The sequence below is a fragment of the Vibrio sp. KUL70 genome, from assembly GCF_059725515.1.
This window is the reverse complement of the sequence record NZ_AP045834.1, coordinates 2,900,813-2,914,982: the sequence shown is the minus strand read 5'-3', so window position 1 is coordinate 2,914,982 and position 14,170 is coordinate 2,900,813. Positions and strand designations below refer to the sequence as shown.

Sequence of the window (14,170 nt, the reverse complement as noted above, 5' to 3'; positions counted from 1 at the left end):
TCTCCCCTTCCCCCCCTCCCTCCTGGGGCCCCCCCCCCCCCCCCCCCCCCCGCGGAAAAGGGGTCCCCCCCCCTACGGGATACCATTGGGTCTTTAAAGAAAACCTGGTCCTCCCCCGGGCCCCGGGGGCCTAGGCCCCCCCGCCCCCCGGGGGTAAGGGGGCCCCCCCCCTCCGGGTACCCTTTGGGCGTTAGCTCAGTTGGTAGAGCAGTTGACTTTTAATCAATTGGTCGCAGGTTCGAATCCTGCACGACCCACCATTCTTTCCCCGAAGAAGATGGCTTGAAAGTTTCCCCTTTCTAAAAAGTGAAAGCAAGAGGAAACTATCGTGGGCGATTAGCTCAGTTGGGAGAGCACCTGCCTTACAAGCAGGGGGTCACTGGTTCGAGCCCGGATCGCCCACCATTCTCTAAAACCCCCAACCAATTAGCTGATAGTGGCTTTTAAACCACATGGTTTGGGCTGGAGAGTCTTTAGAAAATGAACTTCTAACGAAGTCTCATGCTCTTTAACAATTTGGAAAGCTGACTGATTTAAATAACGTAGTTATTTAAATCAAATTAAAAGTTCTCAATGTTTATCTGCTCTTATTTATTAAGAACGGTATAAACACAACACAAACACATTCAAGTGTCTTGTATTCGAATCAATGTTTATATTGATTCACCATTGAGTCCGGCAAACACGTAATAAGAATTAACCCTTCTTGTTACAACCAAAAACCTTGGTTGCTATTTTGTCTTCACTGCCATTTGTCTTCACTTTTTAAAGTGAAATCAAATAAGCAAGTGAAAGCAAATAAATCATCAACTCGAAACTTCTTCGGGTTGTATGGTTAAGTGACTAAGCGTACACGGTGGATGCCTTGGCAGTCAGAGGCGATGAAGGACGTATTAACTTGCGATAAGCCCAGATTAGGTAGTAAAAACCTTTTGAGTCTGGGATTTCCGAATGGGGAAACCCACTTACATAAGTAAGTATCTTGTTGTGAATACATAGCAACAAGAGGCAAACCGGGGGAACTGAAACATCTAAGTACCCCGAGGAAGAGAAATCAACCGAGATTCCGAAAGTAGCGGCGAGCGAAATTGGATTAGCCCTTAAGCTTTTAATGATGCAGGTGAAGGCTCTGGAAAGTGCCGCAATAAAGGGTGATAGCCCCGTAACCGACACATCATAATCAGTGAAATCGAGTAGGGCGGGACACGTGATATCCTGTCTGAATATGGGGGGACCATCCTCCAAGGCTAAATACTACTGACTGACCGATAGTGAACCAGTACCGTGAGGGAAAGGCGAAAAGAACCCCTGTGAGGGGAGTGAAATAGAACCTGAAACCGTGTACGTACAAGCAGTAGGAGCACCTTCGTGGTGTGACTGCGTACCTTTTGTATAATGGGTCAGCGACTTATATTCAGTGGCAAGGTTAACCGTTTAGGGGAGCCGTAGGGAAACCGAGTCTTAACTGGGCGTTCAGTCTCTGGATATAGACCCGAAACCAGGTGATCTAGCCATGGGCAGGTTGAAGGTTGAGTAACATCAACTGGAGGACCGAACCGACTAATGTTGAAAAATTAGCGGATGACTTGTGGCTAGGGGTGAAAGGCCAATCAAACCTGGAGATAGCTGGTTCTCCCCGAAAGCTATTTAGGTAGCGCCTCGGACGAATACTACTGGGGGTAGAGCACTGTTAAGGCTAGGGGGTCATCCCGACTTACCAACCCTTTGCAAACTCCGAATACCAGTAAGTACTATCCGGGAGACACACGGCGGGTGCTAACGTCCGTCGTGGAGAGGGAAACAACCCAGACCGCCAGCTAAGGTCCCAAAGTATAGCTAAGTGGGAAACGATGTGGGAAGGCTCAGACAGCCAGGATGTTGGCTTAGAAGCAGCCATCATTTAAAGAAAGCGTAATAGCTCACTGGTCGAGTCGGCCTGCGCGGAAGATGTAACGGGGCTAAGCTATACACCGAAGCTGCGGCTGCATACTTTAGTATGCGGGGTAGGGGAGCGTTCTGTAAGCCGTTGAAGGTGGTCTGTAAGGGCTGCTGGAGGTATCAGAAGTGCGAATGCTGACATGAGTAACGATAAAGGGAGTGAAAAACTCCCTCGCCGGAAGACCAAGGGTTCCTGTCCAACGTTAATCGGGGCAGGGTAAGTCGACCCCTAAGGCGAGGCCGAAAGGCGTAGTCGATGGGAAACGGGTTAATATTCCCGTACTTCTTACAATTGCGATGGGGGGACGGAGAAGGCTAGGTGGGCCTGGCGACGGTTGTCCAGGTTCAAGTACGTAGGCGGAAAGTTTAGGTAAATCCGGACTTTCTTAACGCTGAGATACGATGTCGAGCCACTACGGTGGTGAAGTCATTGATGCCATGCTTCCAGGAAAAGCCTCTAAGCTTCAGATTGTAAGGAATCGTACCCCAAACCGACACAGGTGGTCGGGTAGAGAATACCAAGGCGCTTGAGAGAACTCGGGTGAAGGAACTAGGCAAAATGGTACCGTAACTTCGGGAGAAGGTACGCTCTTATCGGTGAAGTCCCTTGCGGATGGAGCTGACGAGAGTCGCAGATACCAGGTGGCTGCAACTGTTTATTAAAAACACAGCACTGTGCAAAATCGTAAGATGACGTATACGGTGTGACGCCTGCCCGGTGCCGGAAGGTTAATTGATGGGGTTAGACTTCGGTCGAAGCTCTTGATCGAAGCCCCGGTAAACGGCGGCCGTAACTATAACGGTCCTAAGGTAGCGAAATTCCTTGTCGGGTAAGTTCCGACCTGCACGAATGGCGTAATGATGGCCACGCTGTCTCCACCCGAGACTCAGTGAAATTGAAATCGCTGTGAAGATGCAGTGTACCCGCGGCTAGACGGAAAGACCCCGTGAACCTTTACTACAGCTTGGCACTGAACATTGACCCTACATGTGTAGGATAGGTGGGAGACTTTGAAACCGCGTCGCTAGATGTGGTGGAGTCGTCCTTGAAATACCACCCTTGTAGTGTTGATGTTCTAACGTTGGTCCCTGAATCGGGATTACGGACAGTGCCTGGTGGGTAGTTTGACTGGGGCGGTCTCCTCCCAAAGAGTAACGGAGGAGCACGAAGGTGGGCTAATCACGGTTGGACATCGTGAGGTTAGTGCAATGGCATAAGCCCGCTTGACTGCGAGAATGACAATTCGAGCAGGTGCGAAAGCAGGTCATAGTGATCCGGTGGTTCTGAATGGAAGGGCCATCGCTCAACGGATAAAAGGTACTCCGGGGATAACAGGCTGATACCGCCCAAGAGTTCATATCGACGGCGGTGTTTGGCACCTCGATGTCGGCTCATCACATCCTGGGGCTGAAGTCGGTCCCAAGGGTATGGCTGTTCGCCATTTAAAGTGGTACGCGAGCTGGGTTTAGAACGTCGTGAGACAGTTCGGTCCCTATCTGCCGTGGGCGTTGGAAGATTGAAGGGGGCTGCTCCTAGTACGAGAGGACCGGAGTGGACGAACCTCTGGTGTTCGGGTTGTCATGCCAATGGCATTGCCCGGTAGCTAAGTTCGGAATCGATAACCGCTGAAAGCATCTAAGCGGGAAGCGAGCCCTGAGATGAGTCTTCCCTGGCGCTTTAAGCGTCCTAAAGGGTTGTTCAAGACTAGAACGTTGATAGGCAGGGTGTGTAAGCGCTGTGAGGCGTTGAGCTAACCTGTACTAATTGCCCGTGAGGCTTAACCATACAACACCCAAGGGGTTTTGATGGACTCAAAGATACAAACGCTTGAATGAGTTTGAAGAGAACAAGAAACAGCTTTCCAGATTACTTTTCTGAAAGAAAATTAGAGAAGAAAGAATTTGCTTGGCGACCATAGCGTTGTGGACCCACCTGATTCCATGCCGAACTCAGAAGTGAAACGCAATAGCGCCGATGGTAGTGTGGGGCTTCCCCATGTGAGAGTAGGACATCGCCAGGCTTTAAATTATGGACACTTGCTTAAAGCAAGTAAGCCACTGCGGAGTGGTAGTTCAGTTGGTTAGAATACCGGCCTGTCACGCCGGGGGTCGCGGGTTCGAGTCCCGTCCACTCCGCCACTTATATTAAGCCCAAGCATAACTGCTTGGGCTTTTTTACGTTTGAATGACTGTATTCGCCCTTCGGTCGAAAGAGTCCCGGTTGTCCGCAACCCCGGCCACTACGCCTCTTATCAGAAAGCCTAGTCTTACGACTAGGCTTTCGTCGTTTCTGGGGATGGGTATTTTGGTCTTCGACCAAGGAGTCCTGGTCTCCTGTGACCACAGGCATTTCGTCTTTTCAATGGATAGATGTCTTAGCCTTAGACCAGCGATTCTAATCCGACTGACAACTTCATATAAACTTAAGCAGATATGCTCAGGCACTATATCCGCTAACAAAAGATAGTCACCTTGTTAGGTAATAAGATCAGTTCCTGACCTAGTTGATTGAAGTGATAACCCCTATTCAAGTTACGATGATGAAAGGTGTATCAGGTCGTTATTACCTGTTCAGTGGAATTGGAGCTCATCGTAAACCGTTAACAAGGCAGAGTAGTCAGAGAAAATTATCTCGTAATGCAGATACAAAAACGCCCAGCGACTTGCTAGGCGTTAAGGTAGAGACAATTTAAAGCTGATACTTATAGAATCTGTTTAAGTACTCTGTCAGCTTTTACGCGTGTTATTTTGCGTATTAGCCTCTGGACTTCGGTTGGATAGCTATCAACTTTGTCTAGCTGTTTATAAGTGCAGATTAGCTGAGTATGTTGAAGGATATTATCGACTTCAGCTTGGAATTTCTCAGCAAGGTGATTGTAGTTATCTTGAATGAAAATACCGTTCTCAAGATCGAGTTTCCAAGCTCTTGGGTTCAGGTTGTTACCAGTAAGAAGCATGTAACGCTTATCTACCCAAATACCTTTCAGGTGGAAGCTGTTTGAATCGTGCTTCCAAAGGTGGATAGACAGTTTACGACTTGCTATGTTCGCCTCATTCGCTTTCGCAAAACGACGCAGGTTTAGTTCATATAGGTAAGGCAGGCCACCAATGGTCTTGAACTCTTCTTCTGGAGAGATAAAGAAGTCATTCGCCGTTTTATCACCAACGACAATACTCACTTTCACACCACGTTTAAGGGCTTTTTTTACTTCCTTCGCAAGGCTAGGCGGGAAGTTGAAGTAAGGGGTACAGATGAAGATTTCATCTTTAGCCTGAGCTATAAGTTGGTTGATGCCTTGATTTAGACGGTTACGGCGCTTACCAATGCCAACAAGCGGAGTTACTGCCACCTGCTCACTTGAGACCTTTTCGCTCTTAAACTGATATTGAGAGCGCGCTAGTGTTGAGCGGAATTGACGGATCGCTGACTTAAGTTGCTTAGTGGTTGGTTTGCTATGAGCGGCTAGATTATTTACCGCTGTGTCTGCCACCATCTGTTCTTGCACGTAGCTGAACATGGTGTCAGCCAGAGTCTTGTTGTTTAGAACATGGTAACGGTCGAAACGGTAGCGGTCGTGATAGTTCAGGTAGATGTTATTGAGGCTAGCACCACTGTAGATAACTTTATCGTCAACGATGAACCCTTTCAGGTGAAGCACACCAAAGACTTCTTTGCCGCGAACAGGGATGCCATAAACAGGGACTTCATGCTCATACTTATCTGCGAATGCTTTATACATTGCAGCGTTACCTTCTGATGATTCCGCACCAATAAGGCCACGTTGAGCTCGGTGCCAATCAACACAGACACTGATATCAAGCTGAGGGTTGCTTTGCTTAGCTTCATACAGTGCAGTAAGGATCTCACGACCGGCTTCGTCATCTTCTAGATAGAGAGCAACCAGACAGATACGCTGAGTTGCTTCAGAGATCTCTTTAAGTAAACGAGTTCTGAACTCTTGTGCTGATAACAGTACTTCAAACTTATCGGGGTTCTGAGCGACAGTGGGTAACTGTGTGAATGGATTCCTACTAGCAATCATATTGACTGTTTGACCTTAAAAATATGCAAAATTGCGAACAGCGAATTTTACCAAAGGCAAATAGCGAATTACTAGATAATCGAGGCATTCTCTAACAATTTTGCTGATAATGCATAGGAATGAGATCTTTTCCACTATTTGTATATCGTTCGAAGAGGTCTTTCAGACTATTTGGCAGCTCTTGAGGTGATATTTTTACGAAATGGTGGCGGTTATAAAAGTTCTCTAGATGGGCGTAAGCAAAGCAATAATCTTGCTCATTCAACGTTTTTTCTTCACAGTAGTCCATCAACTGTTTCCCCAGTTGTTGCCCTCGATACTCTTTTGAAATTGCCATTCCTGTTAGTAAGCGAAACTGCTCGATTGTGCGAAGACGAACCACTCCCAATAGTTGGTTATCGACGGTTAATGAGTAGATTAACTCGCTCTTGTTAGCTTTACCGGAAGGGTAGTGCTCTTTATAGAAGCGCTTAACTAATGGAACTTTGATCGGATCCAGCTGGGCTATTATTACATTGTTCATTCAATCACTGCGCCGGTTGGGTAACTGCTGTAGAATGGACGCAGTTTAGTTTAATTGAATATCGCCATGCAATCTTATCTCAATGCCAGTTTGAAAAAGGCACATACCTTCTCTATCGAGCAGACTTGTGATGTGCTTATTGAAATCCGCTCTGTAGACGATCTGATCTCTGCTTACCAATCCCCACAGTGGAGCCACCTTCCGAAATTGATGTTAGGCAAGGGTAGCAACATGCTATTTACCGAGCACTTTGCAGGCTTAGTGATGGTGAATAAGCTGGAAGGGATTGAGCGAACCGAAACTGAGACCCACTATAAACTTCATATTAGTGGTGGTGAAGACTGGCCAAGCTTGGTGAAGTGGTCTGTAGAGCAAGGTATTGGTGGATTAGAAAATCTAGCCATGATTCCTGGGTGTTCAGGTTCTGCCCCGATTCAGAATATCGGTGCTTATGGCGTTGAATTACAAGATGTATGTGAATACGTCGATATCCTGTGCTTAGACACATACACAGTAAAGAGGTTAGGTCGCGAAGAGTGCCAATTTGGTTATCGTGACTCGATATTCAAGCATGCCCTTTATGGTAAAGCAATCGTGGTCGCGATTGGTTTAACCTTGAGTAAAGACTGGCAACCACGTAATCACTATGGGCCACTCAAAGCGTTGGACATGGAGACGATTTCCCCTCGCGTTATCTTCGATGAAGTCTGTGCTATTCGCTCAAGCAAGCTTCCTGACCCCGCTGTAAGTGGTAATGCGGGCAGCTTCTTCAAAAACCCGGTGATCGAAAAGGATCACTATGATCGCTTAACTCAAACTTATCCAAATATTGTTGGCTATGAGAGTGGCGATAAGATCAAAGTGGCTGCAGGTTGGTTGATCGATCAATGCCAGTTCAAGGGGCATAAAGAAGGGGGCGCTCAGGTTCACCCAAATCAGGCCTTGGTTTTGATTAACTACAGTGACGCCTCTTCTGAAGATGTTGTTCGTCTAGCAAACCAAGTTCGCTCAGCAGTTAAAGAGAAGTTTGGTATCACGCTTGAGCATGAAGTGAGGTTTATGGGGAAAGATGGTGAGATCAATCTCGATATCGCACTGGAGGCGCTAGCATGAGAGACCATACAACCAAGTTAACCCTGCTTAAAGCTCTGGCTGATGGCGAGTTCCATTCCGGAGAAGCGCTTGGCGAGCTGATAGGTGTCTCTCGTGCGGCTATCAGTAAGCATATCAAGGGTATACAAGAGTGGGGGCTGGATGTTTATCGAGTACAAGGCAAGGGTTATAAGCTCGCTCAGCCACTGAACATGCTTGATGATTCGAAGCTTAAGGCGCCTGGCGCAGACTCTTCCCTAGAACTTATACCCATTATCGGTTCTACAAACCAACATCTGCTTGATAAGGGAGATTCTCTAGAGTCAGGGTCAGTATGTATTGCTGAATATCAAGCCGCTGGGCGTGGTCGTCGTGGACGCGAATGGGTATCCCCGTTTGGCGCCAACTTATATTTGTCAATGTACTGGCGACTGGATGCTGGTATGGCAGCGGCAATGGGACTGAGTCTCGTCGTCGGTGTTGCCATTGTCGAAGCGCTTGAGGAGATGGGTGTCGAAGGGATTAAGCTCAAATGGCCAAATGACCTATACCACAATGATAAGAAACTTGCGGGAATCTTGGTCGAGCTTTCAGGGCAATCTGGTGGTGCCGCTAATATCGTGATTGGTATGGGTCTTAATTTATCAATGGACCCAAATACATCGGGTATTGGGCAACCGTGGACTTCGTTGAAAGAGGTCTGCGGAGGTCAGGTTCCAGACCGTAATGAACTCGCGCAGGCGTTAATTAATGCTTGGTATAAAGCACTTGATGAGTATGAGCTCAAAGGAATGACAGACTTCGTTGGACGCTGGAACCGATTAGATAACTTCCTAGGACGTTCGGTTCGTTTGATCATTGGACCAAGAGAGATAGAAGGCACAGTCAAAGGCATAAATGAGCAAGGCGCCGTTCTATTAGAAACTGAGAATGGCATTGAAGCCTATATTGGAGGTGAAATCTCGCTGCGCAAGGCGGACTAGTCGCCCCTAAAATACTAAAAATCATCCTCATTACTTGCGTAGTAAAACCTCTTCAACCATATGATCAGCGCCCTTACGTAGAATAAGGTGCGCTCTTTCTCTGGTCGGTAAGATATTCTGCTCTAAGTTGAGACCATTAATCGACTTCCAGATATTCTGAGCCTTATCGACCGCTTCTTGATCATTGAGCAGGGTGTAGTGGCTAAAGTAAGAACCTGGTTTGGCGAATGCACCCTCACGGAACTTCATAAAGCGATTCACATACCACTCTTGAATTTGCGCGCTGTCTGCGTCGACATAAAGAGAGAAATCCAAGAAATCTGAAATAAATACACGATGTGGTTCGTGTGGGTAGTTCATACCACTCTGCAGTACATTCAGCCCTTCGATGATCAAGACATCTGGAAGATCGACCTCTTTCACTTCGTCGGTGATGTTGTAGGTTAGGTGTGAGTAGACAGGCGCCTGCACATTGCGCTTACAGGCTTTGACATCAGAAACAAACTTCACCAAGCGTTTAATATCATAAGACTCTGGAAAGCCTTTTTTACCCATTAATCCTTTTTCTTGCAGTACTTCGTTTGGATACAGAAAGCCATCGGTGGTTACCAGCTCAACTTTAGGATGATTGTCCCAGCGAGAAAGCAGGGCTTTCAGTAATCGAGCTGTGGTGCTTTTCCCTACTGCGACACTGCCTGCAATACCAATAACAAAGGGAGGCGCTTTCTCGTCTTTATCCAAAAACTGTTGGAGCACTGAGTTACGGTTCTGTCTTGCTGCCACATAGAGGTTTAATAGACGTGAGAGAGGGAGGTAGATCTCTACCGCTTCTTCCATCGTCAATTTTTCATTGATCCCTTGAAGCTCTTTTAAGTCATTTTCTGACAGTGTCATGGGAACTAAATTTCTTAGTTCAGACCAGCGTTCGCGGTCAAATGACATAAATGGGCTCATAAAAACTCTATAGTGGGTTACAAAACAAGTGCATGGAAAATACATCATGCGCTGGATAAATAAAATATATTCGTGAGAGAGATGTGGATTAAAGAGGCAAACTTAATAAGAAATACCCACTAGATTTCATTACTTATTAGATTTTTCCATTTTTTTTCAATTTACTATTGCAAGGTGGAAAATCATTCAATAAAATGCGCCCCACTTATGCCGACTTAGCTCAGTAGGTAGAGCAACTGACTTGTAATCAGTAGGTCACCAGTTCGATTCCGGTAGTCGGCACCACTTTCTTCCCTCTTAAGAGAGCGAGAAGAAAGCTTAAAAATTTGGAGGGGTTCCCGAGTGGCCAAAGGGAGCAGACTGTAAATCTGCCGGCACTGCCTTCGATGGTTCGAATCCGTCCCCCTCCACCATATTCTAAAGGTTAAATAGCTCAAACAGAGTTACGTGTTGCGTGCATCGTATAATGGCTATTACCTCAGCCTTCCAAGCTGATGATGCGGGTTCGATTCCCGCTGCACGCTCCAACTCAAATTTGTGTGCTGATATAGCTCAGTCGGTAGAGCGCACCCTTGGTAAGGGTGAGGTCCCCAGTTCAAATCTGGGTATCAGCACCAGTCTAAAGCTTCTTCTCCTTTAAATAAAAAACCATTTTTTTTGGTTGCGTGGTCATCAAAGCCACTTAATCCGTACCTAGAGGGACACCCCATGTCTAAAGAAAAATTTGAACGTACGAAACCGCACGTAAACGTTGGTACTATCGGCCACGTTGACCACGGTAAAACAACTCTAACTGCTGCTATCTGTACTACACTTGCAAAAGTGTACGGTGGTGAAGCGAAAGACTTCGCATCTATCGATAACGCTCCAGAAGAGCGTGAGCGCGGTATCACAATCGCAACTTCTCACGTTGAGTACGACACTCCAACACGTCACTACGCACACGTAGACTGTCCAGGACACGCGGATTATGTTAAAAACATGATCACTGGTGCTGCACAAATGGACGGCGGTATCCTAGTTGTTGCTGCGACTGACGGCCCAATGCCTCAAACTCGTGAGCACATCCTACTTGGTCGTCAAGTTGGTATCCCTTACATCATCGTATTCATGAACAAATGTGACATGGTAGATGACGAAGAGCTACTAGAACTAGTAGAAATGGAAGTTCGTGAACTTCTTTCTGAGTACGAATTCCCAGGTGATGACCTACCAGTAATCCAAGGTTCAGCTCTTGGCGCACTAAACGGCGAGAAGCAATGGGAAGACAAGATCGTTGAGCTAGCAGAAGCTCTAGATTCTTACATCCCAGAGCCAGAGCGTGCAGTAGACCAACCGTTCCTACTACCAATCGAAGACGTATTCTCGATCCAAGGTCGTGGTACTGTTGTAACTGGTCGTATCGAGCGTGGTATCCTACGTGTAGGTGACGAAGTAGAAATCGTTGGTATCAAAGAAACAACAATGACTACTTGTACTGGTGTTGAGATGTTCCGTAAGCTTCTTGACGAAGGTCGTGCAGGTGAGAACGTTGGTGCACTTCTACGTGGTACTAAGCGTGACGAAGTTGAACGTGGTCAAGTACTAGCAGCTAAAGGCTCTATCAACCCACACACTAAGTTCGAGTCTGAAGTATACGTACTTTCTAAAGACGAAGGCGGCCGTCACACACCTTTCTTCAAAGGTTACCGTCCACAGTTCTACTTCCGTACAACTGACGTAACAGGCGACATCACTCTACCAGAAGGCGTAGAAATGGTAATGCCAGGTGACAACGTTCAAATGACTGTTGAGCTAATCGCTCCAATCGCAATGGACGAAGGCCTACGTTTCGCTATCCGTGAAGGTGGCCGTACTGTAGGTGCTGGTGTTGTAGCTAAAATCTTTGCATAAGATTTGACGAACCACTAGTAAAAAGGGCATCATTTGATGCCCTTTTTCTGCGCTAAAAAAAGAGTTGCGTGAAATCACAGCAACTTTGTCTCTTAGCAAAGAATAAAACGATCATTTTTGACTAAAATGACTGTTAGATGTGTTGTTCTGCAACGCAAAGGAATGTGCCCTGCAACAGCGGGGTTATTGTCGTCTATATTTAAGACTTATCACAGGTTGGTTTTATGAAAGCAAACGCTGAGACTCCTGATAGCTCAAGTGCAGCAGATACAATGAAGTGGATTGTCGCTTTTGTTCTGCTAGCCGCCGCTGTTGTGGGTAATTACCTGTATGGTGAATTATCAGTTGTAATTCGCGCTGCAGGTGTAGTTGTGCTGATTGCTGCCGCACTAGGCGTTGCAGCAACAACAACTAAAGGTAAAGCTGCGATCGAATTTGCAAAAGAATCTCGTATGGAGATTCGTAAAGTGGTTTGGCCTACACGCCAAGAAACTATGCAAACCACATTGATCGTTCTAGCTGTAAGTATTGTTATGGCTCTAGCACTATGGGGCATCGACGGCATTATGGTTCGTCTAGTTGCCTTTGTGACTGGGGTATAGAGGGTTCTGATTCATGAGTGAAGCTCCAAAAAAACGTTGGTATGTAGTTCAAGCCTTCTCTGGCTTTGAAGGTCGTGTGGCTCAATCGCTACGCGAACATATTAAAATGCACAACATGGAAGAACTGTTTGGCGATGTGCTAGTACCTACTGAAGAAGTAGTGGAAATGCGCGCGGGTCAACGTCGTAAGAGTGAACGTAAATTCTTCCCTGGCTACGTATTAGTTCAGATGATCATGAATGACGAATCATGGCACTTAGTACGCAGCATTCCGCGTGTTATGGGCTTCATTGGTGGTACCTCTGATCGTCCTGCACCAATCACTGATAAAGAAGCTGATGCGATTCTGAACCGTCTAGAGAAAGCGAGCGAAGCTCCACGTCCTAAGACTATGTTCGAAGCTGGTGAAGTGGTTCGTGTGAACGATGGTCCATTTGCTGATTTCAACGGTACAGTTGAAGAAGTGGATTACGAGAAGAGCCGCATTAAGGTTTCTGTATCGATCTTTGGTCGTGCAACGCCTGTTGAGCTTGAATTCGGTCAGGTTGAAAAGCTGGACTAAGACTCGAATAGTTGAACAAAATTGTGGATAACTTATTAGCAACTTGTTCAAATTAAAAGAGTATAAAAAATCACCTTTTTAGGGTTGTTTAAGGCGCGAATTATGATTATAATTTCGCGCCTTTTTACTTCTGAGGAAGTAAAAAGCGTTCATTGAAATTATGGGGAGCTTGCCTTACGGCTAGCGCATGTACCCAAATATTAGGAAATATCATGGCTAAGAAAGTTGAAGCTTATATCAAACTGCAAGTTGCAGCTGGTATGGCAAACCCGTCGCCACCGGTTGGTCCTGCTCTAGGTCAACACGGTGTTAACATCATGGAATTCTGTAAAGCGTTCAACGCAAAAACAGAATCTGTTGAGAAAGGTCTACCGACTCCAGTAGTTATTACTGTATACAACGATCGTTCTTTCACGTTCGTAACTAAGACTCCACCTGCTGCTGTTCTTCTTAAGAAAGCTGCTGGCGTTAAGTCTGGTTCAGGTCGTCCAAACACTGAAAAAGTGGGTACTGTAACTGACGCTCAAATCCAAGAAATCGCAGAAACTAAAGCTGCTGATATGACTGGTGCTGACATCGAAGCAATGAAGCGTTCAATCGCTGGTACTGCTCGTTCAATGGGCCTAGTGGTAGAGGGTTAATAAGATGGCAAAACTTACTAAGCGTATGCGCGTAATCCGCGAAAAAGTTGACGTAACTAAAGAGTACGAAATCAACGAAGCTGTTGCTCTTCTTAAAGAACTAGCTACTGCTAAATTTGTTGAGTCTGTTGATGTTGCTGTTAACCTAGGCATCGATGCTCGTAAATCTGACCAAAACGTACGTGGCGCTACTGTGCTACCTCACGGTACTGGCCGTGAAATCCGCGTTGCTGTGTTCACTCAAGGTGCAAACGCAGAAGCAGCTAAAGAAGCTGGCGCAGATGTTGTTGGTATGGAAGATCTTGCTGAGCAAGTGAAGAAAGGCGAAATGAACTTCGACGTAGTTGTTGCTTCTCCAGATGCAATGCGCGTTGTTGGTCAACTAGGTACTATCCTAGGTCCACGCGGCCTTATGCCAAACCCTAAAGTTGGTACTGTAACTCCTAACGTTGCTGAAGCTGTTAAGAACGCTAAAGCTGGTCAGGTTCGTTACCGTAACGACAAGAACGGCATCATCCACACTACTATCGGTAAAGCGTCTTTCGAAGCTAACCAGATTCAAGAAAACCTTGAAGCTCTGCTAGTTGCTCTTAAGAAAGCTAAGCCTTCTTCAGCGAAAGGTACTTTCCTGAAGAAAGTAAGCATCTCTACTACTATGGGTGCTGGTGTTGCTGTTGATCAGGCTAGCCTGAACACTCAAGCAAACTAATTTGCTTAGGCGCAGATTTAGTATATACTTCTGCGCCTAATATTTGTGGTTGGGTGATTTTTGAAGCGATTCAAATCATCTATCCCAAGACCGTAGGCGCTGTGCTTTTCGGAGTTATAGCTTAATAAAACCTACGTAGGCGATGCCTAATTTAAATGAAGTGATTCATGTTTATTAGCATCGTAAACGCTCATTACACACTGTAATGAGTGCTGTAATCACAACCAGAG

Annotated in this window: 10 protein-coding genes, 7 tRNA genes and 2 rRNA genes; 16 read left to right on the top strand and 3 right to left on the bottom strand. The window is 46.2% G+C overall.

Annotated features, from left to right (window positions below; all coding sequences use genetic code 11):
* The first annotated feature begins 185 nt into the window (after positions 1 to 185).
* From AC6I7V_RS13130 to AC6I7V_RS13110, 5 genes are all read left to right on the top strand, one after another.
* A tRNA-Lys gene (locus AC6I7V_RS13130) sits at positions 186 to 260 on the top strand.
* Between the two features lie 70 nt (positions 261 to 330).
* Positions 331 to 405 (top strand) — tRNA-Val (locus AC6I7V_RS13125).
* Between the two features lie 428 nt (positions 406 to 833).
* Positions 834 to 3,724: ribosomal RNA gene (locus AC6I7V_RS13120) — 23S ribosomal RNA — on the top strand.
* Between the two features lie 119 nt (positions 3,725 to 3,843).
* Positions 3,844 to 3,959, top strand: a 5S ribosomal RNA gene (rrf, locus tag AC6I7V_RS13115).
* A gap of 41 nt (positions 3,960 to 4,000) precedes the next feature.
* Positions 4,001 to 4,077, top strand: a tRNA-Asp gene (locus AC6I7V_RS13110).
* A gap of 563 nt (positions 4,078 to 4,640) precedes the next feature.
* Here the strand turns inward: AC6I7V_RS13110 and pssA are convergent.
* Complete coding sequence (gene pssA, locus AC6I7V_RS13105) at positions 4,641 to 5,981, bottom strand: CDP-diacylglycerol--serine O-phosphatidyltransferase (RefSeq protein ID WP_498011005.1); 1,341 nt, start codon at positions 5,979 to 5,981, stop codon at positions 4,641 to 4,643.
* Between the two features lie 91 nt (positions 5,982 to 6,072).
* Positions 6,073 to 6,504 (bottom strand): GNAT family N-acetyltransferase, encoded by a 432-nt coding sequence (locus AC6I7V_RS13100; protein ID WP_498011004.1) that lies wholly within the window; start codon positions 6,502 to 6,504, stop codon positions 6,073 to 6,075.
* A 66-nt stretch (positions 6,505 to 6,570) separates the two neighbouring features.
* Here AC6I7V_RS13100 and murB point away from each other — a divergent pair, with 66 nt between their 5' ends.
* Both murB and birA read left to right on the top strand, forming a co-directional pair.
* Entirely contained in the window at positions 6,571 to 7,617 is a 1,047-nt protein-coding gene (murB, locus tag AC6I7V_RS13095; RefSeq protein WP_498011003.1) for a UDP-N-acetylmuramate dehydrogenase, read from the top strand.
* Positions 7,614 to 8,579: a bifunctional biotin--[acetyl-CoA-carboxylase] ligase/biotin operon repressor BirA gene (gene birA, locus AC6I7V_RS13090; protein ID WP_255229663.1), complete on the top strand. Its 966-nt coding sequence runs from the start codon at positions 7,614 to 7,616 to the stop codon at positions 8,577 to 8,579. The genes murB and birA overlap by 4 nt, the downstream gene beginning before the upstream one ends.
* A gap of 30 nt (positions 8,580 to 8,609) precedes the next feature.
* Here the strand turns inward: birA and coaA are convergent, their stop codons facing one another.
* Positions 8,610 to 9,533, bottom strand: a complete 924-nt coding sequence (gene coaA / locus AC6I7V_RS13085; RefSeq protein ID WP_032550054.1) for a type I pantothenate kinase — start codon at positions 9,531 to 9,533, stop codon at positions 8,610 to 8,612.
* A gap of 209 nt (positions 9,534 to 9,742) precedes the next feature.
* On the opposite strand from coaA, the gene AC6I7V_RS13080 reads away from it, so the two are divergent.
* The 9 genes from AC6I7V_RS13080 (at position 9,743) to rplA (ending at position 13,940) form a co-directional block, all read left to right on the top strand.
* Positions 9,743 to 9,818, top strand: a tRNA-Thr gene (locus tag AC6I7V_RS13080).
* 43 nt (positions 9,819 to 9,861) lie between these two features.
* A tRNA-Tyr gene (locus tag AC6I7V_RS13075) sits at positions 9,862 to 9,946 on the top strand.
* Positions 9,947 to 9,985: 39 nt separating this feature from the next.
* A tRNA-Gly gene (locus AC6I7V_RS13070) sits at positions 9,986 to 10,060 on the top strand.
* A gap of 14 nt (positions 10,061 to 10,074) precedes the next feature.
* A tRNA-Thr gene (locus AC6I7V_RS13065) sits at positions 10,075 to 10,150 on the top strand.
* A 91-nt stretch (positions 10,151 to 10,241) separates the two neighbouring features.
* Positions 10,242 to 11,426 carry an elongation factor Tu gene (gene tuf, locus AC6I7V_RS13060; protein WP_255229664.1) on the top strand — a complete coding sequence of 395 codons (1,185 nt, stop codon included), beginning with the start codon at positions 10,242 to 10,244 and terminating at the stop codon, positions 11,424 to 11,426.
* A 224-nt stretch (positions 11,427 to 11,650) separates the two neighbouring features.
* Entirely contained in the window at positions 11,651 to 12,028 is a 378-nt protein-coding gene (gene secE / locus AC6I7V_RS13055) for a preprotein translocase subunit SecE (protein WP_032549907.1), read from the top strand.
* Between the two features lie 13 nt (positions 12,029 to 12,041).
* Positions 12,042 to 12,590: a transcription termination/antitermination protein NusG gene (nusG, locus tag AC6I7V_RS13050; RefSeq protein ID WP_032549909.1), complete on the top strand. Its 549-nt coding sequence runs from the start codon at positions 12,042 to 12,044 to the stop codon at positions 12,588 to 12,590.
* 212 nt (positions 12,591 to 12,802) lie between these two features.
* Positions 12,803 to 13,231, top strand: a complete 429-nt coding sequence (gene rplK / locus AC6I7V_RS13045; RefSeq protein WP_026084318.1) for a 50S ribosomal protein L11 — start codon at positions 12,803 to 12,805, stop codon at positions 13,229 to 13,231.
* A 4-nt stretch (positions 13,232 to 13,235) separates the two neighbouring features.
* Entirely contained in the window at positions 13,236 to 13,940 is a 705-nt protein-coding gene (gene rplA / locus AC6I7V_RS13040; RefSeq protein ID WP_032549910.1) for a 50S ribosomal protein L1, read from the top strand.
* The last annotated feature ends 230 nt before the right edge of the window (positions 13,941 to 14,170 follow it).

What these genes read in the sequence shown, in the direction of transcription:
- nusG (WP_032549909.1), top strand. Translation starts at nt 12,042, where the DNA reads ATGAGTGAAGCTCCAAAAAAACGTTGGTATGTAGTTCAAGCCTTCTCT.
- tuf (WP_255229664.1), top strand. Translation starts at nt 10,242, where the DNA reads ATGTCTAAAGAAAAATTTGAACGTACGAAACCGCACGTAAACGTTGGT.
- pssA (WP_498011005.1), bottom strand. Translation starts at nt 5,981, where the DNA reads ATGATTGCTAGTAGGAATCCATTCACACAGTTACCCACTGTCGCTCAG.
- rplA (WP_032549910.1), top strand. Translation starts at nt 13,236, where the DNA reads ATGGCAAAACTTACTAAGCGTATGCGCGTAATCCGCGAAAAAGTTGAC.
- rplK (WP_026084318.1), top strand. Translation starts at nt 12,803, where the DNA reads ATGGCTAAGAAAGTTGAAGCTTATATCAAACTGCAAGTTGCAGCTGGT.
- murB (WP_498011003.1), top strand. Translation starts at nt 6,571, where the DNA reads ATGCAATCTTATCTCAATGCCAGTTTGAAAAAGGCACATACCTTCTCT.
- coaA (WP_032550054.1), bottom strand. Translation starts at nt 9,533, where the DNA reads ATGAGCCCATTTATGTCATTTGACCGCGAACGCTGGTCTGAACTAAGA.
- secE (WP_032549907.1), top strand. Translation starts at nt 11,651, where the DNA reads ATGAAAGCAAACGCTGAGACTCCTGATAGCTCAAGTGCAGCAGATACA.
- birA (WP_255229663.1), top strand. Translation starts at nt 7,614, where the DNA reads ATGAGAGACCATACAACCAAGTTAACCCTGCTTAAAGCTCTGGCTGAT.
- AC6I7V_RS13100 (WP_498011004.1), bottom strand. Translation starts at nt 6,504, where the DNA reads ATGAACAATGTAATAATAGCCCAGCTGGATCCGATCAAAGTTCCATTA.